General features: G+C 66.4%; 21 protein-coding genes. 8 read left to right on the forward strand and 13 right to left on the reverse strand.

Annotation, left to right across the window (positions count from 1 at the left end; translation table 11 throughout):
- Positions 1 to 2 precede the first annotated feature (2 nt).
- The 4 genes from LG306_RS03260 to dapF form a co-directional block, all read right to left on the reverse strand.
- Positions 3 to 413: a YraN family protein gene (locus tag LG306_RS03260; protein WP_404418180.1), complete on the reverse strand. Its 411-nt coding sequence runs from the start codon at positions 411 to 413 to the stop codon at positions 3 to 5.
- The gene (gene rsmI / locus LG306_RS03265; protein WP_404418182.1) at positions 410 to 1282 is read right to left on the reverse strand and encodes a 16S rRNA (cytidine(1402)-2'-O)-methyltransferase; all 873 of its coding nucleotides are present in this window, start codon (positions 1280 to 1282) and stop codon (positions 410 to 412) included. The genes LG306_RS03260 and rsmI overlap by 4 nt, the downstream gene beginning before the upstream one ends.
- Entirely contained in the window at positions 1279 to 3609 is a 2331-nt protein-coding gene (locus LG306_RS03270; RefSeq protein WP_137720507.1) for an NADP-dependent malic enzyme, read from the reverse strand. The genes rsmI and LG306_RS03270 overlap by 4 nt, the downstream gene beginning before the upstream one ends.
- 133 nt (positions 3610 to 3742) lie before the next feature.
- Positions 3743 to 4573 (reverse strand): diaminopimelate epimerase, encoded by an 831-nt coding sequence (gene dapF, locus LG306_RS03275; protein ID WP_404419624.1) that lies wholly within the window; start codon positions 4571 to 4573, stop codon positions 3743 to 3745.
- Positions 4574 to 4613: 40 nt separating this feature from the next.
- Between dapF and LG306_RS03280 the strand changes: the two genes are divergently transcribed.
- The 4 genes from LG306_RS03280 (at position 4614) to LG306_RS03295 (ending at position 10873) form a co-directional block, all read left to right on the forward strand.
- Positions 4614 to 5408 (forward strand): potassium channel family protein, encoded by a 795-nt coding sequence (locus tag LG306_RS03280; RefSeq protein ID WP_404418184.1) that lies wholly within the window; start codon positions 4614 to 4616, stop codon positions 5406 to 5408.
- A 100-nt stretch (positions 5409 to 5508) separates the two neighbouring features.
- Positions 5509 to 7683 (forward strand): prolyl oligopeptidase family protein, encoded by a 2175-nt coding sequence (locus tag LG306_RS03285; protein WP_404418186.1) that lies wholly within the window; start codon positions 5509 to 5511, stop codon positions 7681 to 7683.
- A 149-nt stretch (positions 7684 to 7832) separates the two neighbouring features.
- Positions 7833 to 10049 (forward strand): prolyl oligopeptidase family protein, encoded by a 2217-nt coding sequence (locus LG306_RS03290; protein ID WP_404418188.1) that lies wholly within the window; start codon positions 7833 to 7835, stop codon positions 10047 to 10049.
- A gap of 68 nt (positions 10050 to 10117) precedes the next feature.
- Positions 10118 to 10873 (forward strand): DUF1223 domain-containing protein, encoded by a 756-nt coding sequence (locus LG306_RS03295; RefSeq protein ID WP_404418190.1) that lies wholly within the window; start codon positions 10118 to 10120, stop codon positions 10871 to 10873.
- Here LG306_RS03295 and LG306_RS03300 read toward each other — a convergent pair.
- Together LG306_RS03300 and glpK are read right to left on the reverse strand one after the other, a co-directional pair.
- Positions 10870 to 11946 carry a phosphotransferase family protein gene (locus LG306_RS03300; protein ID WP_404418192.1) on the reverse strand — a complete coding sequence of 359 codons (1077 nt, stop codon included), beginning with the start codon at positions 11944 to 11946 and terminating at the stop codon, positions 10870 to 10872. The two genes, LG306_RS03295 and LG306_RS03300, sit on opposite strands and share 4 nt — an antisense overlap.
- A gap of 37 nt (positions 11947 to 11983) precedes the next feature.
- Entirely contained in the window at positions 11984 to 13513 is a 1530-nt protein-coding gene (gene glpK, locus LG306_RS03305; RefSeq protein ID WP_404418194.1) for a glycerol kinase GlpK, read from the reverse strand.
- Positions 13514 to 13551: 38 nt separating this feature from the next.
- Here glpK and LG306_RS03310 point away from each other — a divergent pair, with 38 nt between their 5' ends.
- The 3 genes from LG306_RS03310 (at position 13552) to LG306_RS03320 (ending at position 16457) form a co-directional block, all read left to right on the forward strand.
- On the forward strand, positions 13552 to 14532 hold the full coding sequence (locus LG306_RS03310) for a threonine/serine dehydratase (RefSeq protein ID WP_404418196.1): 981 nt from the start codon (positions 13552 to 13554) through the stop codon (positions 14530 to 14532).
- A 62-nt stretch (positions 14533 to 14594) separates the two neighbouring features.
- Positions 14595 to 15062, forward strand: a complete 468-nt coding sequence (locus LG306_RS03315) for a MaoC family dehydratase (protein ID WP_404418198.1) — start codon at positions 14595 to 14597, stop codon at positions 15060 to 15062.
- A gap of 237 nt (positions 15063 to 15299) precedes the next feature.
- On the forward strand, positions 15300 to 16457 hold the full coding sequence (locus LG306_RS03320; RefSeq protein WP_404419626.1) for an OmpA family protein: 1158 nt from the start codon (positions 15300 to 15302) through the stop codon (positions 16455 to 16457).
- A gap of 189 nt (positions 16458 to 16646) precedes the next feature.
- Here the strand turns inward: LG306_RS03320 and LG306_RS03325 are convergent, their stop codons facing one another.
- Positions 16647 to 17321 (reverse strand): OmpA family protein, encoded by a 675-nt coding sequence (locus LG306_RS03325; protein WP_404418200.1) that lies wholly within the window; start codon positions 17319 to 17321, stop codon positions 16647 to 16649.
- A 162-nt stretch (positions 17322 to 17483) separates the two neighbouring features.
- Here LG306_RS03325 and LG306_RS03330 point away from each other — a divergent pair, with 162 nt between their 5' ends.
- Complete coding sequence (locus LG306_RS03330) at positions 17484 to 18455, forward strand: isopenicillin N synthase family dioxygenase (protein WP_404418202.1); 972 nt, start codon at positions 17484 to 17486, stop codon at positions 18453 to 18455.
- Between the two features lie 4 nt (positions 18456 to 18459).
- Here LG306_RS03330 and LG306_RS03335 read toward each other — a convergent pair whose 3' ends face one another.
- The 6 genes from LG306_RS03335 to LG306_RS03360 all read right to left on the reverse strand — a co-directional run bounded on the left by LG306_RS03335 (position 18460) and on the right by LG306_RS03360 (position 25612).
- Positions 18460 to 20367 carry a ubiquitin-activating E1 FCCH domain-containing protein gene (locus tag LG306_RS03335; RefSeq protein WP_404418204.1) on the reverse strand — a complete coding sequence of 636 codons (1908 nt, stop codon included), beginning with the start codon at positions 20365 to 20367 and terminating at the stop codon, positions 18460 to 18462.
- A 111-nt stretch (positions 20368 to 20478) separates the two neighbouring features.
- The gene (locus LG306_RS03340; RefSeq protein WP_404418206.1) at positions 20479 to 22374 is read right to left on the reverse strand and encodes a M2 family metallopeptidase; all 1896 of its coding nucleotides are present in this window, start codon (positions 22372 to 22374) and stop codon (positions 20479 to 20481) included.
- Positions 22375 to 22438: 64 nt separating this feature from the next.
- Positions 22439 to 23131: a monofunctional biosynthetic peptidoglycan transglycosylase gene (mtgA, locus tag LG306_RS03345; RefSeq protein ID WP_404418208.1), complete on the reverse strand. Its 693-nt coding sequence runs from the start codon at positions 23129 to 23131 to the stop codon at positions 22439 to 22441.
- Positions 23131 to 24096 carry a WD40 repeat domain-containing protein gene (locus tag LG306_RS03350; RefSeq protein ID WP_404419628.1) on the reverse strand — a complete coding sequence of 322 codons (966 nt, stop codon included), beginning with the start codon at positions 24094 to 24096 and terminating at the stop codon, positions 23131 to 23133. Before LG306_RS03350 ends, mtgA begins: the two co-directional genes overlap by 1 nt.
- Before the next feature lie 49 nt (positions 24097 to 24145).
- Positions 24146 to 25084, reverse strand: a complete 939-nt coding sequence (locus LG306_RS03355; protein ID WP_404418210.1) for a pirin family protein — start codon at positions 25082 to 25084, stop codon at positions 24146 to 24148.
- 39 nt (positions 25085 to 25123) lie between these two features.
- Positions 25124 to 25612, reverse strand: a complete 489-nt coding sequence (locus tag LG306_RS03360; RefSeq protein WP_066553406.1) for an Lrp/AsnC family transcriptional regulator — start codon at positions 25610 to 25612, stop codon at positions 25124 to 25126.
- Between the last annotated feature and the right edge of the window lie 86 nt (positions 25613 to 25698).

Genomic DNA, 25698 nt, shown 5'->3' on the forward strand with positions numbered 1-25698 from the left:
CGTCAGCGCTTTTCGACGCCGCGAAGATGACGTGGAAAGCGCCAGGGAGCCAGCGCCACCATATCAATTCTCAAATCCAGACGTTGCAGGCCCGGCCGATTGCGCCGGATCGCCTCGCCCGCCGCGATCAGTCGATCGTACTGGACCGGCTTCAGCGCCAGCAGGGCCGCCTCCATCGTCGCGCGGCGCTTGACCTCGACGACCGCCAGCACCGGACCGCGACAGACCAGCAGATCGATCTCGCCGGCCCGGCTCTTCAGACGGAACCCCAGCACGCGATAGCCGCGCAGGATCAGCCAGAAGGCGGCGATCCATTCGGCGGCGTGACCGGACTTGAACGCCGCCCCGCCCTTCGCCTGCCGCCACGCCGCCTTGGGGCGACGGACCGGTGAGGGACGATACAGCCGCTTCACTTGCCCTTCAGCTCCAGCGCCCGGCGATACAGGGTCTTTCGGTTCAGCCCCAGGGCCTTGGCCACCTCCGAGGCGGCGTCGCCGGTGGACAGGGTCTGCAAGGCGTCGATCAGGGCGGCGTCCGCGTCGGCCTCGGTCGCCTGGACCTCTTCGCCGGGGCCGACGACTACGACGATCTCGCCCTTGGGACTGTCCAGACGGGGATCGACGGCCAAGTCGTCCAGCGTCCCGCGCACACACTCTTCATAGAGTTTGGTCAGTTCGCGGGCGACAGCGGCGGGGCGCGGGCCCAGCACGGCGGCCATGTCGGTCAAACTGTCCTTCAGACGCGGTCCGCTCTCGAAGAAGACCAGGGTCTGGCGCTGGCTCTTCAAGGCTTCCAGCGCGGCGGTGCGGCCGGCCGTCTTGGGCGGCAGGAAGCCGGCGAAAAGCACCCGATCGGCCGGCAGGCCGGCGATGCACAGGGCGGCCAATAGACTTGAGGCGCCGGGGATCGGATGGACGGGCAGTCCCTCGGCGATCACCGCGCGGGCGACGACGAAGCCGGGGTCGCTGACCAGAGGCGTGCCCGCATCCGAAACCAGGGCCACGACTTGCCCCTCACGCAACCGTTCGATCGCCTGTTCGGCCGCGCGGCCGGACGCATGGTCGTCGCAGCGTTCCAGCTTCGCCTTCAGACCATAGGCGCTCAGCAGTTTGGCGGTGACGCGGGTATCCTCGGCCAGCACCAGGTCGGCGGCGGCCAGCACGTCCAGCGCCCTCAGCGTGATGTCGCGCAGATTCCCGATCGGGGTGGCGACCAGATAGAGGCCCGGCTCCACCCGCCGGGGCGGCGGGGCGGCGGGCGGAAAGGGCGAGGCTTCGCTCAACGCTCGACCACGGCCGCGGGGGGGCGCGGCGCCGAGGTCAGGCCCGAGCCCTGGAAGGCGGGACCGGCGTCATAGGCGGCGAAGGTGGCGGCGGTGATGATCTCGCTGACCGAGGCGCCCAGAGACACGATCTGCACCGGCTTCTCCAGACCGACCAGCAGCGGACCGATCACGGTCGCGCCGCCCAGGGCCTGAACCAGCTTGGTCGAGATGGCGGCCGAATGAATGGCGGGCATGACCAGAACGTTGGCCGGCTTGGTCAGGCGGTTGAAGGCGTAGGCGGCGTGACCCTTGGGATCCAGCGCGACTTCCGGCGGCATTTCGCCTTCGTATTCGAAATCGACGCCCTTCTTGTCCAGGATGCGGATCGCCTCGCGCACCTTCTCGGCGCGGTCGCCGGGCGGGTTGCCGAAGGTGGAATAGGACAGGAAGGCCACGCGCGGGTTGCGACCCAGCTTCCTGACCGTATCGGCCGCCTTGATGGCGATGTCGGCCAGCTCTTCGGCGTTCGGCAGTTCGTGGATGGTGGTGTCGGCGACGAACAGGGTGCGGCCCTTAGCCAGCAGGATCGACAGGCCGATCAGGGTGTCATCCACGTCCAGCACGCGCTGGACCTCCTTCAGAGCCATGTTGAAGTTGCGGGTCACGCCCGCGACCATGGCGTCGGCCCGGCCCTTGGCGACCAGAGTGGCGGCGAAATAGTTGCGGTCCTGATTGATCATCCGCTGCACGTCGCGGCGCAGATAGCCACGGCGCTGCAGCTTTTCGTACAGCCAGTCGGTGTCCTCGACATTGTGGTCGGAGACGCGGGCGTTGGTGATCTCGATGCCCAGCTCGTCGAAGTTCAGACCGGCCTCTGCCGCGTTCTGACGGATCAGATCCTCGCGGCCGACCAGGATCGGCGTGCCCAGGTCGGCCTGTTTGAAGCCCCAGGCGGCGCGAATGACGGCGGGTTCTTCGCCCTCGGCGAAGACGACGCGCTTGTTCGGCCCGCCGCGCACGGCCGAGCTGATCTTCTGCATCAGGGCGGCGGACGGATCGACGCGCGAACGCAGCGCGTGGCGATAGGCGTCCATGTCCTCGATCTGGACGCGGGCCACGCCGGTGTCCATCGCCGCCTGGGCGATGAAGGGCGGGATGTACCAGATCAGGCGCGGGTCGAAGGGCGTGGGGATGATGTAGTCCGGGCCGAACTTCAGCTTGCGTCCGCGATAGGCGGCGGCGACCTCGTCCGGCACGTCTTCGCGCGCTAGGGCGGCCAGGGCCTGGGCGCAGGCGATCTTCATCTCGTGGTTCACGCGGCGCGCCCGCACGTCCAGCGCGCCCCGGAACAGATAGGGGAAGGCCAGGACGTTGTTGACCTGGTTCACATAGTCCGAGCGGCCCGTTGCGATGATGGCGTCGGAACGCACAGACTTGACGTCCTCGGGCGTGATCTCGGGGTCGGGGTTGGCCATGGCGAAGATGATCGGATTGGGCGCCATCGACGCGACCATCTCCTTGGTGATCGCGCCCTTGGCGGATAGGCCCAGCACCACGTCGGCGCCGACCATGGCCTCGGCCAGAGTGCGCAGGGGCGTATCGGTGGCGTGGGCAGCCTTCCACTGGTCCATGCCGTGGTCGCGACCCTTGTAGACGACGCCGTCGCGGTCGCAGATCACGGTGTTCTCGGCCTTGACGCCCGCGGCCTTCATCAGGGCGATGGAGGACAGGCCCGCCGCCCCGGCGCCGGCCAGTACGACCTTGATCTCGTCCAGCTTCTTGCCGGCGATATGGACCGCATTGATCAGGCCGGCGGTCGAGATGATGGCGGTGCCGTGCTGGTCGTCATGGAAGACGGGGATATCCAGCAGGTCCTGAAGCTCGCTTTCGATGACGAAGCATTCGGGGGACTTGATGTCTTCCAGATTGATGCCGCCCCAGGTGTCGCCGATGTTCTTGACGACGGTGATGAACTCGTCCGGGTCGGTGGTCTTCACCTCGACGTCGAAGCTGTCGACGTCGGCGAACCGTTTGAACAGGACCGACTTGCCCTCCATGACCGGCTTGGAGGCCATGTGACCCAGGTTGCCCAGGCCCAGGATCGCGGTGCCGTTCGAGATCACGGCGACCAGATTGCCCTTGGAGGTGTAGTCGTAGGCCTTGTCCGCATCGGCGGCGATGGCCAGGACCGGCACGGCCACGCCCGGCGAATAGGCCAGCGACAGGTCGCGCTGGGTCGCCATCGGCTTGGTCGGCGCCATGGAAATCTTGCCCGGCGTCGGGATGCGGTGGAAGTCCAGCGCTTCGTCGTCGGAGAAGGTTTGCTTTTCGGTCTGATCGGGCATCGGTCGTCCAGGGCGTCGGCGTGGCTGTAACCGTTCGTGTCCTAGAGGCTGGGACGGGCCGCGCCAACCCTTGACGCGGAGGAAGCCTGAGCAATCGGCCCGGAGCCTTACCTGCGCGTCAGCGTCAACGCCGTCAGATCGACAGCACGCCCGTCCGTTCGATCTCGACCGGCCCGGTCATCAGGACGTGATCGGTTTCTGCGTCCCAGTCGATGACCAGTTCGCCGCCATCGACGACGACTGTCGCCTTGCGGTCGGTCAGGCCGCGCCGCGCGGTGGCGACCAGGGCGGCGCAGGCGCCGGTGCCGCAGGCCTTGGTCAGGCCGGCTCCGCGTTCCCAGACCCGCAGACGGATGTGGTTCCGGTCCAGAACATTGGCGAACCCGACATTGACCCCTTGCGGGAACAGCGGGTGATGCTCGACCAGCGAGCCGGATCCGGTGACGAAGCCGTCGTCCTGGCGGTCGGTGAAGAAGACCACATGCGGATTGCCCATGGAGACGGCGCCGGGCGTATGAAGGATCGGCGCGTCGATCGGCCCGACCTGAAGCTCGATCCCGCGCGTGTCCATTTCTTCGGCCAGCGGCACCTGGGTCCAGTCCAGGCGAGGCTTGCCCATGTCCACGGTCACGCGGTGGTCGCCGGCGCGGGTGGCGGTGGTCGGGCCGCCCGCCGTGTCGATCACCACGCGGTCAGAGGCGTTGGCCTGCATCAACAGCCAGCCGACGCAGCGCAAGGCGTTGCCGCAGGTTTCGACCATCGATCCATCGGCGTTCCAGACCCGCATGAAGGCGTCGGCCGTGTCTGACGGTTCGATGGCGATCAGCTGATCGAAGCCCTCGCCCATCTGGCGGTCGCCCAGCGCACGAATCTGGTCCTCGCTGGGAGCGAACGGCTGTTCCAGCGCATTGACGACGACGAAGTCATTGCCGGCGCCGTTCATCTTGACGAAAGGACGGGTCATGCAGGCCATATAGGCCCAACCCAGCGTCGCGGAAACCAGCGTGTCCCAGACCGAAACCGATCCCAAGGACAACGGCCTGCGACTGCGCGCCCGGCTGCGATACCTTTATCACGGCAGTCAGCCGGCGGCGGTGCGGTTCCGGTTGATGGTCATCGGCATCGATCTGGCGATCATCGCCTTTTTCCTGGCCGCGCCGATCCTCAAGAATATGGGCTGGGCCTTCTATGCGCTGGATTACTTCGTCGCCGCCATCCTGGCCCTGGACCTGGCCGCGCGGGCCTATGCCTATGCCAACATCAAGGATTGGCTGAAGCGGCCGATCGTCTGGGTCGACCTGTTCGTGCTGGCGACCCTGCTGTTTCCGGCCTGGCTGTTCAACCTCGGCTTCCTGCGGATGTTGCGGCTGTGGACCCTGCTGAACTCGGACTTCTTCTGGCGCACCGTGGGGGCGCGGTTCGACGATACGCGGGTGGAGGGGATCGCGCGGGCCCTGGCCAATCTGATCACCTTCGTCTTCGTGGCGACCGGCTTCGTCTATGCGACCTTCAGGGGGCATGACGGCATCGCCGGATATGTGGATGCGCTATATTTCACGGTAGCCACTCTGACGACGACCGGCTTCGGCGACGTCACCCTGCCCGGACCATGGGGGCGGTTGCTGTCCATCGCCGTCATGCTGGTCGGCATCACCCTGTTCCTGCGCCTGGCGCAGGCCCTGATCCGACCGCACAAGGTACATTTCCCGTGCGACCGCTGCGGCCTGCAGAACCACGACCCCGACGCCGTCCACTGCAAGGCGTGCGGCAAGCTGCTCTGCATTCCCGACGAAGGATGAAGCGGCGCGTCCCGCCGGTGTGACAAAACGGTAAGGTCGCACGGCTTGCCGCACGGGAAGGCGTCGTTAAGGTGCCGGCTTCGTTTTCGGGGACCTGTCCATGATCCGTGCTTCCGCCGTCGCGCTTGCGACGCTTCTCGCCTCCACCAGCCTGACCTCGGTATCCATGGCCCAGACCCCCGCCTCCTCTCCCGCTCTGACGTCTGGCGGCTTCGCGACCAGCGATGCGACCGACCCCTATCTGTGGCTCGAAGAGGTCGAGGGCGAGCGGGCGATGGAGTGGGTCAAGGCCCACAACGAACGCACCTTCGCCGTCCTGCAGGGCGATCCGCGTTACGAGACCCTTCACCAGCAGGCGCTGGAGATCGTCCAGGCCCAGGACCGCATCCCCTCGCCCGGCTTCACCCACGACGGCCATATCGACAACTTCTGGCAGGATGCGCAGCATGTGCGCGGGCTGTGGCGCCGCACGACGCTGGACAGCTATCGCACCGCCACGCCTGAGTGGCAGACCATCCTCGACATCGACGCCCTGGCGGCGGCCGAGGGCCAGAACTGGGTCTACAAGGGCTCGACCTGCCTTCAACCCGAAGAACGCTACTGCCTGATCAGCCTGTCGAACGGCGGCAAGGACGCGGTGACCCTGCGCGAGTTCGACACGGTCGAGCGCAAGTTTGTCGACGGCGGCATCACCCTGCCGGAATCCAAGGGCGGCGCATCCTGGATCGACAAGGACACCCTGCTGATCTCGCGCGACTTCGGTCCCGGCACCCTGACCAACTCGGGCTATCCGATGGTGGTCAAGCGGATGAAGCGGGGTCAGACGCCCGATCAGGCCGAGACCCTGTTCACCGGCCAACCGACCGACGTTTCGGTGTCCGGCTATACGCTGCGCGACGCCGACGGGGTGGTGAAGGCGACCCTGATCAACCGTTCGGTGGACTTCTATTCGTCCGAGACCTGGCGCCTGGGCGACGACGGCGCCCTGACCCAGCTTCAACTCCCGGCCAAGTCCGACATCACCGGTCTGGTCCAAGGTCAGCTTCTGGTGTCGCTGAAACAAGACTGGACCGCACCGTCGGGTCAGGATTTCAAGACCGGTGACCTGATCGCCTGGCCGCTGGAGGCCTGGCTGGCCGATCAGTCGACCCCGGCCCAGCTGGTGCTGCGTCCGACCGAGCGTCAGGCCATTGAGGGCGTCAACGTCACGCGCAACCGTCTGGTCGTCGCTCTGTATGACAATGTGCGCGGCTCGGTGCGGGTCTACACCCCCGGTCAAGGCGATTGGGCGCACACGACGCTGGACCTGCCCCAGAACGTCTCGGTCGGCGTCGGCTCGGCTTCGGAGAAGGACGACAAGGTCTTCGTCAGCGTCACCGGCTATCTGAACCCGTCGAGCCTGTGGCTGGCCGATGCGGCGACCGGCGCGGTCGATCAGGTCAAGTCGATGCCGGCCAAGTTCGACGCCGCCGGGATGACGGTCGATCAGCACGAGGCCCGTTCGGCCGACGGGACCATGATCCCCTATTTCGTGGTGCATAAGGCGGACATGCCGCTAGACGGCTCCAACCCCACGCTGCTGTACGGCTACGGCGGGTTTGAAAGCTCGCTGCTGCCCGGCTATTCGGCGACGGTCGGCAAGCTGTGGCTGGAGCGGGGCGGCGTCTATGTCATCGCCAATACGCGCGGCGGCGGCGAGTTCGGACCGCGCTGGCACGAGGCGGCCCTGCAACAGAACCGCCAGCGCGCGCACGAGGACTTCCAGGCCGTGGCCTTGGACCTGATCGCCCGCGACATCACCAGCCAGCCCAAGCTGGGCATCATGGGCGGCTCGCAGGGCGGGCTGTTCATGGGGGCGATGCTGACCCAGCGACCCGACCTGATCAACGCCGCCGTCATCCAGGTGCCGCTGTTCGACATGCTGCGCTTCCACAAGTTGCTGGCCGGCGCCTCTTGGATCGGCGAATACGGCAACCCGGACATCCCCGAGCAGCGCGCCTGGATTCAGCAATATTCGCCGTATCAGAACCTGCGCGCGGGCCAGCCCTACCCCGAGGTCTTCATTCATACCTCGACCAAGGACGACCGCGTCCATCCGGGCCATGCCCGCAAGGCGGCGGCACGGCTTGAGGAGCTGGGCTATCCGGTCCTGTTCTACGAAAACGTCGACGGCGGCCACGCGGCGGGGGCGAACCTGCGCGAAACCGCGCGTCGCCTGGCGCTGGAATACACCTATCTGTCGCGCCGCCTGATGGACACGCCGGCGCAGGAATAGTCTCTGGTTGCGCTCATCCCCGCGAAAGCGGGGACCCAGTGCTTTCGCAGGGTTCGGCGGCTGGGATCGGGTTCAGTACGAACGGGCGACGCCGAACGCCCAAAGGTCTGGGTCCCCGCTTTCGCGGGGATGAGCGGAAAGTTTGAGCCATGCGTCACCTGATCCTGTCCGCCGCTATGCCGGCCCTTCTTATGGGCGCTTGCACCACAACTCCGGCGCAACCCTCGATGTGGCGGGCGGATGAGCATCCAGAGCGCATGGGGCCGCCGCCCGGTTATCCGAAGAACCTGACCCCGGCGGGTGTGGCGGCGGCGGACGATCATCTGGCGCTGGAGCAGGTGGACGGGGCCGAGGCCATGGCCTTCGTCGCCGAGGAGAACCGCAAGTCTCTCGCCGTCCTGACCGGCGACTCGCGCTACGAGACCTTCCGCGCCGAGGCTCAGGCGATCCTGACTGCGACCGATCGCATCCCCAGCCCATCCTTCCTGGGCGACGGCATCGGCAACTTTTGGCAGGACGCGACCAATCCCAAGGGCGTCTGGCGCCGCACGACGCTGGCCAGCTACCGGACCGCGACGCCGCAGTGGGAGACGCTGCTGGACATCGACGCCCTGTCCAAGGCCGAGGGCAAGGACTGGGTGTTCAAGGGCGCTGATTGTCTGGCGCCGGACGACACCCGCTGCCTGATTAATCTGTCCGACGGCGGCAAGGATGCGGTGGTCGTGCGCGAGTTCGACCTGACGACGAAGTCGTCCGTGGACGGCGGTTTCAACCTGCCCGAGGGCAAGCACCGCATCGAATGGCTGGATCGCGACACGCTTCTGGTCGCCACCGACTTCGGCGCCGGGACCATGACCGAGTCCGGCTATCCCTTCATCGTCAAGACGCTGAAGCGCGGCCAGACCCTGGCCCAGGCGACCGAGGTCTATCGCGGCGAACAGGGCGACGGCGGCTATGGCGTCAGCCCCGCCGTCTATCGCGACAAGGACGGCAAGGTTACGGCGGTCATCATCACCCGCCCGCTGGACACCTTCCGGTCGGAGACCTGGGCCATGGCCCACGACGGTTCGACGATGAAGCTGGCCCTGCCGTCGCGGGTGTCGATTTATGGCGTCATCGGCGACCGGCTGGTCGTGTCAAACGACGAGGCGTGGCGCTGGGGTGCGCGAGAGGTGACGGCGGGCTCGCTGCTGGCCGTGTCGCTGGACGAGCTGAAACGCGGAAGCGGCGGCCTTTATCCCGACACCGATCCCGAGACCATCTTCACGCCGGGGCCGCGCCAATCGCTGCAGTCGGTCGCGGTGATGAGCGATTCCGTCCTGGCCACCCTGTCGGACAATGTCGCCGGTCGCCTGACCCAATTCAGCTTCGGGCGGGACAATCGCCCGGTCTGGAGCGGCGCCTCCATCGCCGTGCCCGACAATGTGGCCGTCAATCTGGGCGACTCCTCCAAGTCGCGCGGCGAGGCCTTTGTCTCCTTCCAGGGGTTCCTGACGCCTCCGACCCTCAGCCTGGCCCGTGTGGACACCGGCGCCCTGACCGAGCTGAAATCCGCCCCGGCCAAGTTCGACGCCTCGACCCATGTGGTGGAGCAGTTCGAGGCGACCTCGACCGACGGGACCAAGATCCCCTATTTCGTCACCCGTCCGCGCGACATGAAGCTGGACGGGTCAAACCCGACCGTCATGCTGGGTTACGGCGGTTTCCAGGTCAGTCTGAACCCGGCCTACAAGCCCGAGATGGGCAAGCTGTGGCTGGAGCGCGGCGGGGTCTTCGTCCAGGCCAATATCCGTGGTGGCGGCGAGTTCGGTCCCGACTGGCACCAGGCGGCGCTGGACGGGAACCGTCAAAAGGCCTTTGACGATTTCGCCGCCGTGGCGCGCGATCTGGAACAACGCGGGATCACCAGCCCGCGGCGCCTGGGCATCTATGGCCGCTCGAACGGCGGGGTCCTGACCTCGGTGTCGATCACCCAGCACCCCGAACTGTTCAACGCGGCGGTGATCGAGAGCCCGTTGGTGGACATGCTGCGCTATCACGAACTGCCGGCCGGCGCGTCGTGGATCGGCGAATACGGCGACCCGCGCATCCCGGAAGAAGCCGCGTGGATCGCCAAATATTCCGCCTATCAGCAGCTCCGTCCAGGCCAGCCCTATCCGCGCGTCTATCTGACCACCAACACCCGTGACGACCGGGTCCACCCCGGCCATGCGCGCAAGTTCGCCGCGCGCCTGGGCGATATGGGCTATGACCACCTCTATTATGAGGACACGGCTGGCGGCCACTCCAACGACGCCGACCCGGTCGCCAACGCCCGTCGCTGGGCCCGCCACTATGTCTATCTGTCGCAACAACTGATGGATTGAATGAAGCAGAGAGAGCCTCACGCGAATATGAGGCGCTCCATTGCAGCCCAAGGGCTAAGAACGACGGCATGAACACCAAGGGCTGGATCATCGCGGGCACGGTCATGGCGGGCGCCCTCATGTCCGTCGCCTCGGCGGCCCAGCCGGCGGCGGGGCGTCCGCCGCTTGCGCCGCGCCACGCGACGGCCAACGGCCCGCCGGTGGTCGTCGAACTGTTCACCGCCCAGGGCTGTGGCGGCTGCATCGAGGCCAATGCGGCGGTGGAGAAGGCGGCGGCCCAACCCGGCGTCATCGCCCTCACCTACGGCGTCGACTACTGGGACTATCTGGGCTGGACCGACACCTTCGCCCGCCCTGAGTTCGTTCAGCGCCAGCGCGCCTATCGCGCCGCACTGCGCCAGCGCGGCGTCTCGACGCCGCAGGTCGTGATCGATGGCCGACGTCAGGTGTCGGGCGCCCGCAGCGTCGAGCTTGAAACCGCCATCGGTCAGGAGGCGGTGCGTCAGGCCTGGCCGCCCGAGATCGAGTTCCGCGAAAACGGAGCCGGCGTCGGCGTCGGTTCCGGCCGCGCGCCGGCCGGCGGCGCCGAGGTGGTGGCGGTGACCTATACCCCCGGCCCTCAGGTGGTCGAGGTCCGTCAGGGCGAGAATCGGGGTCAGGCCGTGCGACACATGAACGTCGTGCGCGGCGTGACGCGCCTGGGCGATTGGCGCGGCCGCCCGATGCTCTACGCGCTGCCGTCCGCCCGCCCCGGCGAAGCCGTGGCGGTGCTGGTGCAAGGCAAGACGGACAAGCGTATCCTGGGCGCCGCCGTCAGGGACTAGGCGCCCGCCTTTTTCGCGAAGCCCCACGCCGCGTTGCTGAGCGGACCGACCTGGGCGGCCATGGTCTTGGCGTGGGCGCTGGCGGCGGTGCCGTCGCGGACGCGGCCAGCGATGCCTTGGCAGATGGCGGCCAGACGGAACAGGTTGTAGGCGTAGAGCCAGTCGAGGTTGGCGGGCCGCATGCCTGTCGCGGCGGCGTAGCGTTCAACGGTCTCCTCGACGGACGGTATGCCCAGAGCCTCCAGATCGGCGCCGGCGAGGCCGTTGCGCAGCGAAGCCGGAATGGCCCAGGCGATCAGCAAATAGGAGAAGTCGGCCATCGGATCGCCCAGGGTCGACAGCTCCCAGTCCAGCACGGCCCGCACTTCCGCGCGATCGGGGGCCAGGATCATATTGTCGAGGCGGAAGTCGCCGTGGACGATGCGGCTAGGCCCCTCTGGCGGCAGGCTGTCGGGCAGGAAGGCGATCAGCCGGTCCATCGCCGGAACCGGCTCGGTCTCCGACGCATGATACTGCTTGGTCCAGCGTCCGACCTGACGCGCGAAATAGTTTCCTGCCTTGCCGTAGTCGCCCAGGCCGATGGCGGCCGGATCGAAGGCGTGCAGCCGGGCCAGCGTGTCCGTCTGGGCCTCATAGACAGCGCGCCGCTCGACGGGCGTCAGGCCGGGCAGTTTCAAATCCCAGAAGATTCGGCCCTCGACCTTGTCCATCACGTAGAAAATCGAACCGATGACGGTTTCGTCCAGGCACAGGGCGTGGGGTTTGGCGACGGGGAAGCCGTGCGCGGCCAGAGCCGAGATGACCTGAAACTCGCGGTCGACGGCATGGGCGCTGGGTAGCAGGACGCCGGGCGGTTTGCGCCGCAGCACATAGGCGGCCGAGGGCGTCACCAGTTCATAGGTCGGGTTCGACTGGCCGCCCTTGAACTGGCGCATCGTCAGCGGGCCGGCGTATCCCGAGACGTGGGCGCGCATCCAGGCGTCCAGCGCCGCCTCGTCCAGGCGATAGCGCGGATCGACCTCGCGCGTGCCGGAGAAGGCGCTTTGGGCGTCCAGCGGGGCGGCGTCGGTCATGCGGCGGTCCTCGTCGTTTCCTTGAGTCGTCCGGATCTCACGCCCGGTCCGACGCAGCGATGATGGCGGCCTTCACGGCCCGACGCCAGCCGGAAAGCAGACGCTCGCGCTCGTCCGCCTTCATGCGTGGTTTCCAGCAGGCGGGCGCCTCGGCTGGGCGCGCCTGCAAGTCCGGCAAAAGGCCGACGCCCAGGGCCGCCAGGCGCGCGGCGCCCAGGGCCGTCATCTCCTGGAAGGCCGGACGCTCCACCTCGACCTCGCAGATGTCGGCGACGAACTGCATGGCGAAACTGTTGGCGGTGACGCCGCCGTCCACCTTCAGCGTCTTCAGCGGCGGGGCTCCGTCGGCGGCCAGGGCGTCGAGCAAATCGCGCGTCTGATAGGCTAGGGCTTCCAGCGCGGCGCGTACGAAATGGGCCGGACCGGAATCCCGTGTCAGCCCGACGATGGTCCCCCTCGCTTCTGGTTCCCACCATGGTGCGCCCAGACCCGTGAAGCCGGGGACCATATAGACCCCGCCGTTGTCCTTGAGGGTCTGCGCCATCGCCTCCGACTGGCGCGACTCCGAGATCAGCCCGACCCCGTCTCTCAGCCACTGGATCGCCGAGCCGGCCGAGAAGATCGACCCCTCCAGCGCATAGGCGGTCTGGCCGTCGGCCTGATAGCCGAGCGTGCCCAACAGACGCCGTGTCGAGGCCACCGGCTCCGCGCCGACATTGGCGACCAGAAAGGCGCCGGTGCCATAGGTGATCTTGGCGTCCCCGGCCTTCAGCGCACCGTGCCCGACAAGGGCTGCCTGCTGGTCTCCGGCCGATCCGGCGATGGGCAGAGGCTGGCCAAACAGCGCCGGATCGCTCTCGCCGATCACACCCGCGCAGGGGACGATGTCAGGCAGGGCTTCGCGCGGGATGTCGAACAAAGCGCATAGGTCGTCCCGCCATTCGACCGTCCTCAGATCCATCAGCGACGTGCGTGAAGCATTGGTCGCGTCGGTGGCGTGGACCCGGCCGCCGGTCAGTTTCCAGATCAGCCAGGCGTCGATCGTGCCCAGCTTGACCTCGCCCTTCGCCGCCCGCTCGCGCGACCCGGGCACGGCGTCCAGCAGCCAGGCGAACTTGGTCGCCGAGAAATAGGGATCGAGGATCAGGCCGGTCGCGGTCTGGACCTTGGGCTCGTGCCCTTGGGCGGTCAGGCGTGCGGTGACGTCGGCGGTGCGGCGATCCTGCCAGACGATGGCGCGATGCAGAGGCTCGCCGGTCGCCGCGTCCCAGATTACCGCCGTTTCCCGCTGATTGGTGATGCCGATGGCGTTGAAGCGGGCGACGCCGCCGGCGTTGCGCACCACCTCTCGACAGGTCTGGAGCGTCGCGGTCCAGATTTCGGCGGCGTCATGTTCGACCCAGCCGGATTTCGGGAAATGCTGGGCCAGCTCGATCTGGCTGACCGCGACGGCCCGGAGGTCCCCTTTTTCTTTGCCTAACGTGCTTCGCGCGGCTTGAGGCGCGACCTCGAAGGCGATGGCGCGGGTCGAGGTCGTGCCCTGGTCGATGGCGAGGATCAGGCTCATGGTTCTCTCACGGCTGCGTCTTGAGCTAAGGGGAGCATATGACGACCCACCTGCCCAGCTATGAAGGCGTCCTCGACGCCGCCCGCCAGATCAATGGAGTCGCCGTCCGCACGCCCCTGCTTGAAAGTCCTGCCCTGAATGCAGCGGTCGGCGGGCGGGTTCTGATGAAAGCGGAAAGCCTGCAGCGCGCCGGAGCCTTCAAATTTCGCGGCGCTTACAACCGCATCAGCCGACTGACCGACGAGGAGAAGGCGCGCGGCGTCGTCGCCTTCTCATCCGGGAACCATGCACAGGGGGTCGCCGCCGCCGCCGCCATGGTCGGGACGCCGGCGATCATCGTCATGCCGTCGGATTCGCCCAAGGTGAAGGTCGAGGGGGTGATCGGCTTCGGTAGCGAGGTGCGCTTCTACGACCGCTGGAGCGAAAGCCGCGAGGCGATCGGCGCGGCTATCGCCGCCGAGCGCGGCTCGATCCTGGTTCCGCCGTTTGATGATCCCTTCATTATCGAGGGCCAGGGGACGACGGCGCTGGAAATGCTGGACCAGGCGGATGCGCCGTTCGACCAGTTGCTATGCGGGGCGTCCGGCGGCGGGTTGATGGCTGGGATCAACCTAGTGATGGCCGAGCTCAGTCCAGAGACGAAGGTGTTCGTGGTCGAGCCGGAAGCCTTCGACGACACGGCGCGGTCGCTGGCGGCCGGAGAGCGGGTCGGTCATCCACAGGGCGCGCCCTCGATCTGCGACGCCCTGATGTCGCCGATGCCAGGTGTGCTGACCTGGCCGATCAACCGGCGGCTGGCGGGGGCGATCACCGTCTCGGACGGCGAGGCCGCCGAGGCGATGCGGTTTGCGTTCCGCCATCTGAAGATCGTCCTCGAGCCGGGGGGCGCCGTCTCGCTCGCGGCCCTGCTTGTCGGAAAGATCGAGACGAAGGGACGGACGACGGCCATCGTGCTTTCAGGCGGCAACGTCGATCCGACGCTGTACGCCGAGATCATCGAGGGGCGTTTCTGCGGCTGAGGGTCTTCCCTTGCTCGCGACGGTCGGCCAACCTTGCCTAAAACGCACTGAGAAAACGCACGATGACCAAGGCCAGTGAACTTCAGGAATTGATCGGCCAGGAGGTCGGGGTGTCGAAATGGTTCGACGTCACCCAGGCCCGGATCGACGCCTTCGCCGATTGCACCGAAGATCACCAGTTCATCCATGTCGATCCAGAGGCGGCAAGCGCCACGCCGTTCGGCGGAACAATCGCGCACGGCTTCCTGACTCTCAGCCTCGCTTCGGCCATGAGCTATGACGCGATGGCGCCCTTGGAGGGCGTCGTGATGGGTGTGAACTACGGCTTCGACAAGCTGCGGTTCCTGGCGCCGGTTGCGGCGGGGTCACGCGTTCGCGGTCGCTTCAAGCTGTTATCGGCCGACGACAAGGGCGGCGGACGCTGGTTGCTGAAACACGAGCTGACGGTCGAGATCGACGGTGTCGACAAGCCGGCGCTGATCGCGGAGTGGCTCGGAATGCAGATGGTCGATCCAAACTACGAGCCATGACGCTCGCATAGGTGTATCGCCGCGCGGTCCTAGATTGTGACGTGTCGAGGGCTGGCGATTATCCATTCTGTGGCCTGACCCGAAATTCACGTGTATCATCAAGGCCACGGTCTAAGATTTGCTGGTCGATATCGTCACGTTTCCGCCTCGACCTTATACGGCAAGGCTGGTAAGACCCGCGGAGGCGGTAGACCCGCCCCCTACTATAACAGAGGCGGAGGGATACCCCCTATGCGTATGAAGACTTTCGTGCTGGCCTCCAGCGCAGCGGCCGCCCTGGCCCTGTCGGCTGGTGCTGCGTCAGCGGAACCCAATGGTTGGTACGGCGCCGTCGACGCCGGCTACCACATGATCGACGATATCAACGCTGAATCGTCCACGACCGGCGCCAACTGGAACTGGGAAGTGAACGACGGCTGGGCGGCTTTCGCTCGCCTCGGCTATCGCTTCAACCCGAACTGGCGCGTTGAACTGGAAGGCGGCTATCGCTCGGGCGACATCGGCCGCGTTCGCGCCGTGTCGGGCACGCAAGGCTTGTGCAACCTGACCCCGGCGACGGGCGGTTGCTTCTCGCCCGAAGGCGACATCGAATCCGCCACCCTGATGGCCAACGTCATCTATGATTTCGGCTTCGAATACTGGGGCGTTCGTCCGTTCGTCGGCCTCGGCGCCGGTGTGAACCACGTCAAGACCGACACCATCGGCAACCTGCGCGCCAACCGCGGCGCCACCTTCACCGCCGACGACAGCTCGACCAAGTTCGCCGCTCAGGCGATCGCCGGTCTGGCCTGGGCCATCGGCGACCGCACCAACATCGACCTGACCTACCGCTACCTGACGGGCGACGCCAACTTCGCCTCGACGACGGTCGGCGCTGGTCCTGGCGCCACGTCGTTCGGCGAATGGGACGGCGACTACGACCAGTCGCACACCGTGACCCTGGGTCTGCGCTACAGCTTCGGCGCGGAAGACGCGCCGCCGCCGCCGCCTCCTCCGCCCCCGCCGCCCCCGCCGCCTCCTCCGCCTCCTCCGCCCCCGCCGCCGGTCGCTCAGACCCCGGTCGCTCGCCAGTTCGTGGTCTACTTCGACTGGGATCGTTCGGACCTGACCGCGGAAGCCCGTTCGGTGGTGACGCAGGCCGCCAACTACGCCAAGTCGGGTCGTCCGACGCGCGTCCTGATCGTCGGCTACACCGACACCTCGGGTTCGGCCGCCTATAACGTGGGTCTGTCCAACCGTCGTTCGCGCACCGTCGCGGACGCCCTGGTCGCTCAAGGCGTCAACGGAGGCGTGATCGCCCTGGACGGCAAGGGCGAAACCAACCTGGCCAAGCCGACCGCCGACGGTGTGCGCGAACCGCTCAACCGCCGCGCGACCATCGACATCAACTTCTAAGACTTTCGGAGCCGATCCGGTTCGTCCGGGTCGGCTTCGACCTTCGAAGTTGTCGAAAGACAGAACGCCGCTTCCGAAAGGAGGCGGCGTTTTTTCTTGGCGCCGTCGCATCCTCAGCGCGAAAGGAACACGCAGGGAAAAGGGCGACGTCTTACGACGCCGCCCCGAGTATTCTGATTTTGACGCCGATCAGCCGGTGAAAGGACGGATCAGGATTTCGACGCGACGGTTCTGGGCCTTGCCTTCAGCCGTGGCGTTCGAGGCCACCGGCTTGCGAGAGCTTTCGCCGGCGACATAAAGCCGCTGAGCGAGGACACCGCGACGAACCAGTTCGGAAGCGACGCTGCTGGCGCGGGCCTCCGACAGGGGCTGATTGATCGCGTCACCGCCCGAGGAGTCGGTGTGGCCGATGACGTCCACCGTCGACTGGTCATACTGCTGCAGCACGCGGGCGACGTCGTCCAGTACGGGCAGGAAGCGCGGGTCGATCGACGACTGGTTCGTGGCGAAGGTCACGTCCGACGGCATCCGCAGGACCAGCAGGTCGCCCTGTCGCGCCACTCCGACGCCAGAGCCGGACAGTTCGGCCTCCATCGCACGCTGCTGACGATCCATATATTGGCCCACTGCGGCGCCGCCCAGAGCGCCGATGCCGGCACCGATCAGAGCATTCTTGCGGCCCTGTTCGCCGTTGGACGTGTTGGTCAAATAGCCGAGAAGCGCGCCGCCGACAGCGCCGGCGATGGCGCCGGTTCCGGTGTTGTTGCGGACCGGACCAGAGCGGTACGGGTCGGTGGTGGTGCAAGCGGCGGCGCCCAAGAGGGCGGCGATGGAGACACTGGCGACGACAAACTTGGCGCGCATGGACTAGTCCTTTTCTCTGATTGCGATCTGGCGCGAAAACGTAAGCTCACTGTGAAGGTTCCAGTCTGTATCGGGCATGAACGCCCGTCCGATGGTCCCGCGACGCCCTGACAAGGGCGCAGATTAGGCGTATGGGAACCGCCGCACCTTTTCAGATCGAGGATGTCCGTGAGCACGACCCTGAACGACAGCCCTGCCGGCCGCGCCATCCAGCCGGTCTCGATGACCCAATATGATGTCGATTTCCAAGGGTTCAGCGACGCCTTGGGCGCGTCCTTCTCGCGCTATGGCTTCGCGGTGGTCGCCGACCATGGTCTGGACGAGGCGCGGATCGCGGCTGCCATCGACGACGCCAAGGCCTTCTTCGCCTTGCCGGAGGACGTCAAGCGCCAGTACCACCAGCCCGGCACAGGCGGCGCGCGCGGTTTGACGCCGTTCGGCGTCGAGGCGGCCAAGGACGCCAAGACGGTCGATCTGAAGGAATTCTGGCACGTCGGCCGGGAGCTGCCCGAAGGCCATCCCTATCGCCGCTATATGCGCGACAACGTCTGGCCGACCGAGGTCGAGGGTTTCCGCGAGCACCTGTATGGCATGTTCGAGGACCTGGACGCCCTGGGGGCTAAGATCCTGCGCGCCATCGCTCGCTATCTGAAGCTGGGCGACGACTTCTTCGCCGACAAGGTCGAGATGGGCAACAGCGTCCTGCGCATGCTGCACTATCCGCCGGTTCCGGCCGATGCACCGGGTGTGCGCGCCGGGGCGCACGAAGACATCAATGTTATCACCCTGCTGCTCGGCGCCGAGGAGGCCGGTCTTCAGCTGAAGGACAAGGACGGCAGCTGGCTGGACATCGCGCCGCCGCCCGGCGCCCTGGTCGTCAATATCGGAGACATGCTGCAGCGACTGACGAACCACGTTCTGCCGTCGACCACCCACCGCGTGGTCAATCCGGCCCCCGAACGTCGCGGATTCGCGCGCTATTCGACGCCCTTCTTCCTGCACTTCAATCCGGACTTCCCGATCGAGACCCTGCCCAGCGCCATCACGCCGGATAATCCCGACCGATACGGGGGCAAGACCATCCTGGCCGAGGACTATCTGACCGAGCGCTTGCGGGAAATCCGCCTGCTCTAGGCCGTCAGCGGGAAATCCGTAGTCGGGTGATGTCGCGTCCGATGGCCTGGAAGTCGTTGGACAGGTCCGCCCCCGACTGCGGCAGGAAGGCCTTGTCCTTGTCGGTGGCGCAACTGCTGAGGATGTCCGCCGCATCGCTGCCGGGAGTGATCGAGAACCCCACCGTATAGACGATCACGTCCTTCGCCTTCATGCCGGCGCAGAGCTTGGCCGCTTGGTCGAACGGGTCGCCGTTTGTCGCGTCGCAGGCGATTTTGTCGTAGAGACTGCCCGATCCGGAACCGGCGTTTCGAGCGATCACGCCGCCGCAATAAGGGGTGTTGAACTCGCCGTCGGTCATCAGAATGACCGCCTTCAGCACCTTCGTCGGCGCATAGGCGGCGGCCGTATTCGATGTCCACAGCCCGTTGAACTGATTGGATATCGTGTACCACCCCCAGGCGAGGCCGATCTGCCCGGCTGTCGATCCCGTGACCGACAGACCATTCACAAGGTTGGTCAGGGTGTCGATGTTGGACGTCAGGGGCTGGATCGTCGCCGATGGACAGGGATTGCGGGGAGACGCGTAGTTTCGGCCGACGTAGGCGGAACTGGGGGCCGTGTCCGTATAGGCCGACGATCCCGCGCGCTCGCTGACGCAGGTCGTATTGTCGAACACATTGAGGCGATTGTACTGCGGATCGCGGAAGACGCGTTTGGCGCATCCGTCACGGCCGCATTGAACGGCGCCGCCGTTGGAATAGTCGGCATAGGCGGCGCCTCCGACGGGCAGGACGAAGGCGTCCTTGGATGTCCGCTCATAGACCTCGAAAAGACCGCTGTTGTTGTTCAAGGCCGTCATGCCGTTCACGCCGGTGATCTGAACGCCTTCGTCCTCGGACAAGCCATGGTTGGCGGAGGTGATGGTGATGAAGCAGTCCGAGCGCGTGCATTTGCGAACCTGTCCGCCGGAACTGTAGCTGCTGTAACCGCTGCTCGTATTCAGCGTATACCAGTTGCCGCCCGACTGATACTTCAGAGAGACCGTGTTGGAGTCGATGCGAACGACCTTGTAGGCGCGGTTGTTGATCTGGGTCATGCCGCTGACGCCGCTGATCCAGACGTAGTCATCGGTGGCCAGCCCATGGCCGTTGGCGGTCACGACGCCGGGTGAGGCCCGAGTGATGCCGGAAATCGACTTGGCTGAGGCCGCCGCCCACGAGGCGCCGGTGATGCTGGTCGATCCGATCGAGGCGCCGCGCGCGGCGTCGGCGCGCGCCCCCAGGTTCACGCCGATCGAATAGGGCACGATGGCCATGCGCGAATAGTAGGGCGTCTGTTTCGCCGCCGGCTGGACAACCAGTTTGATCAGCTGGTTCGCCGCGTTCTTCAGATCGCCGATCCGGTTGTTGCTGCCCATCGAGCCGGTGATGTCGAGCACCAGCGAGACCTCAATGTCCTTGGATGATCGGTTCACCTCGGAGTGGACGCTCACGGGCAGGGTGTCGTCCAGGATCTTGCCATAGGGCGGCAGGACGACGTTGGCGATCAGCGTTTTCACCTGGACCTGAATGTCGGCGATGACGACCTGCTCCTTCGTCAGCTCGATCTTTACGGCATCATCGGAAAACGGCTCGACCGAGGCATTGCGCAGATTGGCTTTCAGGGCCACCAGGGCGACCGTCTTCAAGTCCTTGGGGTCGGTGTAGGATGACCGTGCGGCGGCGAGCGTGGCGGCGTCCAACGCGTCCTGCACCCGCGCCTTGGCCGTCGTCACCCGATTGATGTCGATGCCGCCCAAGGTCAGCATGACCAAGGCCGGCATCACCAGGGCGAAGATCATGACGACATTGCCGCGCCGGTCCGAAGCCAGTTGGATCGCCAGCCTGCGCAGGGCCCGAACCGCTTTTTCGATCCGTGTGGACGCGTTCACAATGATCATCCCCAAGGGCGCAGATCGCCCGGATACCGCCTGAATAGAGCTCAGTCTGCCATCAGGCGGTTAAGGGAAGCCTCAAGCGGAAGAGTTAACTGCGTCTGGAGATCAAGTGACGCTCCAGCCGCATTGATGGCCGCGGTTCTGCTCCTGGAGCCAGACATTGAGCGGGGCGAAATAGTCGGCGATGGCCGAGGCGTCGTTGCCGTCGTCGCCGGTGAAGGCCTTCATCGCCTCCTGCCAGGGCTGCGACTGACCCATCTGCAACATGGCGTTGAAACGCGCGCCCACTTCCTTGTTGCCGTAGACGGAGCAGCGGTGCAGCGGCCCGGTCCAGCCGGCCTGTTTGCAGGCAGCGCGCTGGAACTGGAACTGATAGATGGCCGCCAGGAAGTAGCGGGTATAGGGCGTGTTGCCCGGCACATGGTATTTGGCGCCCGGATCGAAGGCGTTGGCCGGGCGCGGTCCGGGCGGAACCAGACCCTGGTACTGCAGCATGTCGGCGGTCCAGGCGGTATTGTATGCGGCCGGCGCCGTCTCGCCCGAGAAGACGTCCCAGCGCCAGCGGTCGACCATCAGGCCGAACGGCAGGAAGGCGATCTTGTCCAAGGCCATCTTGAGCAGGAAGGGAATGTCCTCCTCTGCGCCCGGCGTCGTCTTCAACAGGCCGATCTGGTTCAGATAGGTGGGGGTCAGGGCCGACAGGCCGACGAAGTCGCCGATGGCCTCATGGAAGCCGTCGTTGGCGCCGTTGCGGAACAGCATCGGCTGGTTCTTGTAGGCGCGCTGATAGTAGTTATGACCCAGCTCGTGGTGGACGGTGTAGAAGTCGTCGCCGTTGACGTTGGTGCACATCTTGATGCGGATGTCGTCGGCGTTGTCCAGGTCCCAGGCCGAGGCGTGACAGACGACTTCGCGGTCGCGCGGGCGTGTGATTTGGCTGCGTTCCCAGAAGGTCTGGGGCAGCGGATCGAGGCCCAGCGAGACGTAGAAGCCCTCGCCCGTCTTGACCATCTTCGTCGCGTCGTAGTCGGCGGCCTTGAGCAGTTCGGTGAGGTCGTAGCTGGAGGCGCCGCCGCTGGACGGGGCGACCACATCATAGATATTGCCCCATTGCTGGGACCACATATTGCCAAGAAGATCGGCGCGGATCGGGCCGTGATCGGGTTGCACTGCATCGCCGTATTTGGCGTTCAGCCTGGCGCGCACATAGCAGTGCAGGTTCTCGTAGAAGGGCTTCACCTGGGCCCACAGCCGGTCGGTCTCGGCGGCAAAATCGTCGGCGGGCATGTCGTAGCCTGACCGCCACAGGGCGCCGGTGTCGGCGAAGCCCAGTTCGCGCGAGCCCTCGTTGGCGATCTCGACCATGCGGGCGTAGTCGTCGCGCATGACCGGCGATATGGTGCGCCAGCCTTCATACAGCGCCTTGGTCTCGGCGGGGTCGCGGCTGTCGGCCAGGATCAGCGAGGCCTCGTCCAGCGTGATCGGCTTGCCTTTGAAATCGAACTTGCCGGTCGAATAGGTCGAATCCAGCCGCGTGGTGATCTGGGCCAATTCCTCGGCCGCACCGGGGCGGTTGGGGGCGGGCAGGACCAGGCTGAGCCGCAGCAGGTTCAGCTTGCGGCGCACGACCGGATCGACCTGAACGTCATTGAACTTGGCGGCCTGATTGGCCAGCTGGACCTGAAGCTCGGTCGCCTCGGCGTTGGCCTTGGATTCCAGCCACATGGTGTCGAAGGTGATGTTGGTGGCGCGCGCCCATTGGATGCGGGCGACATATTCGCTGACCTCCGCCCATTTGGTTTCGGCGTCGGCGATGAAGGCCGTCGCGCCCTCGGCAGTGATCGGATAGTCCGCGCGCATGCCGCTGACGGCCGGCGCGGGCGTCGTCGAGGCCGTCTGTTCGACGCCCGGGGCTGCGGCGGCGGGTTCGCTGGTGCTGGCGCAGCCGGCGGCGAAGGCGAGGGCGCAGACCGCGACGGCGGTCATCATCTGACGCTTCATGATGGATCTCCTGAACAGCGCGGGCAGGAGAGGTCAGGCCCGGTCGCCCGTCAAGCGTGACGGTTCAGCGGCCGACGACGCAGGCGTTCAGACCCTCGTTGCGCACCGTGCCCATGGCCGCCTGAACGCGCGAGGCGCGCCGACGCACATAGGGGCCGGGCGCGGCGGCTTCGTAACGGCGCGGGGCCGGCAGGATGGCGGCCAGGCGCGCCGCCTCACGCGGGCTCAGGTCGCGGGCGTCCTTGCCGAACCAGTGTCGCGACGCAGCCTGGGCGCCATAGACGCCGGGCGCCCATTCCACCACGTTCAGATAGACCTCCATGATCCGGCGCTTGGACCACACGGCCTCGATCAGGACGGTGTAGCCCGCCTCCAGACCTTTTCGGATCCAGTCGCGCCCGGGCCAGAGGAAGACGTTCTTGGCCGTCTGCTGGCTGATGGTCGATCCGCCGCGCAGACGCCCGCCCTCGGCGTTGTGGTCCAGGGCCTTCTGGATCGCCTCCATATCGAAGCCGTGGTGGCTGCAGAACCGGGCGTCCTCGGCGGCGATGGCCGCATTGACCAGGTTAGGCGAAATCTGGTTCAGACCGCGCCACTGATAGTCCATGCCGTCCCCCCTCGCGAGCTGGCGCAGCATCAGTATGGTGGGCGGCGGCGGCACGATGGCGACGATCAGCACGCCCGCGACCGGGATCAGGGCCAGGATCAGAAGCGCGGTCAGCACCACGCGACGCAAGCTCTTGCGGCCCGTCGCCATCAGAGGATCAACACCCCGGCGGCGCCATCTTCGTCGGCCCAGGCCACCTTGTCGACGGCGGGGCTGAGCGACAGGGCGACGATGGCCGGCCCCTTCTCGGCCTTGACGAAGTTCAGACCCTGGGCCGCCGGATGCGCGACCCAGACCCGACCGTCGGTCAGGCCGGCGGCCAGCAGGCCCTGATCGGCGCGGGCCGAGACCAGATTGACCAAGGTCGTGTCGTCATAGCCGATCTCGGTCGCCTCGCGCCCCATCGGCCCGTTCGATCCGATGAAGGGCCACAGGACCGCGCCCTGGGCGCCCGAGGTCGCCATCAGCTGACCATTGGCAAGAAACGCCATCGACCGTACCTTGCCCGGATAGCCGCCCATACGCAGGTTCTTGGCGTCCTTGATGCGCCAGCCGTGCATCTGGTTGTCCTGCATGGTCGTGACGACGAAGGCGCCGTCGGGCGAGAAGGCGACGCCGGTGTGCGACCCGGCCCAGGCCAGCTTGACCGGTTGCTGTTTCTCGATCCGTGCATACCACAGGGCCACCCCGCCATAGGTCGAGGTGGCGATGCGCCGGCCCTTGGGCTCGAAGGCGACGCCGGAGACGGTGCGCTCATGCTGGAAGTCGCGGCGGAAGCCGACCTCCTTGGGGTCGATCACCGACAGGGTGCGGCCGAAGGAGAAGGCGATCAGGCCCGAGGCCGGGGAGGCGTCGATGGCGTCGATCCACTGGTTCTTGGCCGTGGCGAGAACGACCGGGTCCTCGTCGCGACGGGTCCAGACGACCTTGCCGTCATCGCCGCCCGTGATGATCCCGTCGCCGGACGGATGAACGCAGACGCACAGCACGGCGCCGTCGTGCGCCTCTACCCGCGTCCGGTCCTCGAACCGGACAGATCCGTCGCCGAGGGCGAATACAGCGCCGGTGTTGTCGAACAGGGCGGCGGTGACCTGGGCGTCGAAATCGAAGTTCATAGGCCGCATGTAGCGACCCGACCTCGCCGCGTCACCTTCTGCCTGCCCGCTAGACCGGATCGGTCGGCTTGGGCGTCACCGACGCCGGCGCTGCTTGCGCCTTTGCGGGTTCGTCGGGCAGCGGGATGAACTCCAGATCGTCCGCGTCCGGCAGCGTCATCCGGCCCGCCTTCCAATCGGCCTTGGCCTGATCGATGCGGGCCTGGCTGGAGGCGACGAAATTCCACCAGATCAGCCGTTCACCCACCGGCTCGCCCCCCAGCACCATGACGGTCGATTGGGTCAGGGCCTTGACCGTCGGCTCGGCCGTCGGCTCCAGCACGATCATCTGGCCCTCGTGGAAAGTGCGATCGCCGACCTCGATGGAGCCCTTGGCCACGTAGAGCGCACGTTCGCTCATGCCTCCGGCACCCCTGCCGGCGGGCGGGGCCGTGCGCACGCCGGGCTGAAGCTCCCAATGGATGTAGAACAGCGGCGACGACACGGGCACGGCCGCCTTGGCGCCGTAAGCCTCGCCTGCGACCAGCCGCGCGAACAGACCGCCATTCTCGTAGGCGGGCTGGGCGTCCTCGCCGAGGTGATGGAAGGCCGGGTCCATCTCCTCGGCCTCGTCGGGCAGGGCGACCCAGGCCTGCATGCCGTGCATCGGCCCGCCCTTGCTCTTCTTCAGCGGATCGGTGCGCTCGGAATGGACGATGCCCTTGCCGGCGGTCATCCAGTTGACCTCGCCCGGCCGGATCGCCTGATCGTAGCCGAGATTGTCGTGGTGCATGATCTCGCCCTCGAACAGATAGGTCAGGGTCGACAGGCCAATGTGCGGGTGGGGGCGCACGTCGATGGCCGTGGCGCCCGGCGCGAACTCGGCCGGTCCCATCTGGTCCAGAAAGATGAAGGGCCCGATCATCCGGCGCGAATGGAAGGGCAGGACGCGCCCGACCTCGAACCCGCCCAGGTCCTTGCGGCGTGCGTCGATCACCAATTCGATCATGTGTCGGCTCCCAAAGCGGCCCGCGCCGCCTGAGCGACGTTATCCGACGTGAGGCGTGATGATGCCAAGAGGCAGAGCGGTCACATTCTTCACGCCGCGCGTGACGATGTGGCTTTCGCAGTCCGAGACGATGCCGAGGGCCAGCAGCTTCTCGCGCAGGAACAGGTCGAAGGCGTGCATGTCCGAGGTGATGATGCGCAGCACATAGTCCTCGCGCCCCGTGATGGTGGCGCACTGGACCACTTCCGGCCATTTGGCCACGGCGGCCTCGAAGACATTGAGGTTTTCCGCTGAGGGCAGCATCAGTTTGACGATGGCGTAGACCTCGAAGTCCAAGCCCAGCAGCTGAGCGTTCAGCAGCGTGACGCGCTTGGTGATCAGGCCGGAGTCTTCCAGCCGCTTGATCCGCCGCCAGCAGGGCGAGGCCGACAGTCCGACGCGATCGGCGACCTCTGCGACCGACAGCCCGGCGTCTTGTTGCAGGATATCCAGGATGCGGGCGTCGATGGGGTCGAGTTCGTCGGCCAATGCGTTTCTCCGATTATGATTATCGCGAAATAAAATACCCGATATCGGGATTGCGCAAGGTCAAATTGAGCGAGCACCTGCTTAAG

It is taken from the genome of Brevundimonas vesicularis (assembly GCF_044807075.1).
GTDB lineage: Bacteria > Pseudomonadota > Alphaproteobacteria > Caulobacterales > Caulobacteraceae > Brevundimonas > Brevundimonas vesicularis_G.

Excerpts from the sequence above, each read along its gene's own strand:
- LG306_RS03270 (WP_137720507.1), bottom strand. The coding sequence starts at position 3,609 with ATGCCCGATCAGACCGAAAAGCAAACCTTCTCCGACGACGAAGCGCTG.
- dapF (WP_404419624.1), bottom strand. The coding sequence starts at position 4,573 with ATGACCCGTCCTTTCGTCAAGATGAACGGCGCCGGCAATGACTTCGTC.
- LG306_RS03285 (WP_404418186.1), top strand. The coding sequence starts at position 5,509 with ATGATCCGTGCTTCCGCCGTCGCGCTTGCGACGCTTCTCGCCTCCACC.
- LG306_RS03290 (WP_404418188.1), top strand. The coding sequence starts at position 7,833 with ATGCGTCACCTGATCCTGTCCGCCGCTATGCCGGCCCTTCTTATGGGC.
- LG306_RS03295 (WP_404418190.1), top strand. The coding sequence starts at position 10,118 with ATGAACACCAAGGGCTGGATCATCGCGGGCACGGTCATGGCGGGCGCC.
- LG306_RS03300 (WP_404418192.1), bottom strand. The coding sequence starts at position 11,946 with ATGACCGACGCCGCCCCGCTGGACGCCCAAAGCGCCTTCTCCGGCACG.
- glpK (WP_404418194.1), bottom strand. The coding sequence starts at position 13,513 with ATGAGCCTGATCCTCGCCATCGACCAGGGCACGACCTCGACCCGCGCC.
- LG306_RS03310 (WP_404418196.1), top strand. The coding sequence starts at position 13,552 with ATGACGACCCACCTGCCCAGCTATGAAGGCGTCCTCGACGCCGCCCGC.
- LG306_RS03315 (WP_404418198.1), top strand. The coding sequence starts at position 14,595 with ATGACCAAGGCCAGTGAACTTCAGGAATTGATCGGCCAGGAGGTCGGG.
- LG306_RS03320 (WP_404419626.1), top strand. The coding sequence starts at position 15,300 with ATGAAGACTTTCGTGCTGGCCTCCAGCGCAGCGGCCGCCCTGGCCCTG.
- LG306_RS03325 (WP_404418200.1), bottom strand. The coding sequence starts at position 17,321 with ATGCGCGCCAAGTTTGTCGTCGCCAGTGTCTCCATCGCCGCCCTCTTG.
- LG306_RS03330 (WP_404418202.1), top strand. The coding sequence starts at position 17,484 with ATGTCCGTGAGCACGACCCTGAACGACAGCCCTGCCGGCCGCGCCATC.
- LG306_RS03340 (WP_404418206.1), bottom strand. The coding sequence starts at position 22,374 with ATGAAGCGTCAGATGATGACCGCCGTCGCGGTCTGCGCCCTCGCCTTC.
- mtgA (WP_404418208.1), bottom strand. The coding sequence starts at position 23,131 with ATGGCGACGGGCCGCAAGAGCTTGCGTCGCGTGGTGCTGACCGCGCTT.
- LG306_RS03350 (WP_404419628.1), bottom strand. The coding sequence starts at position 24,096 with ATGAACTTCGATTTCGACGCCCAGGTCACCGCCGCCCTGTTCGACAAC.
- LG306_RS03355 (WP_404418210.1), bottom strand. The coding sequence starts at position 25,084 with ATGATCGAATTGGTGATCGACGCACGCCGCAAGGACCTGGGCGGGTTC.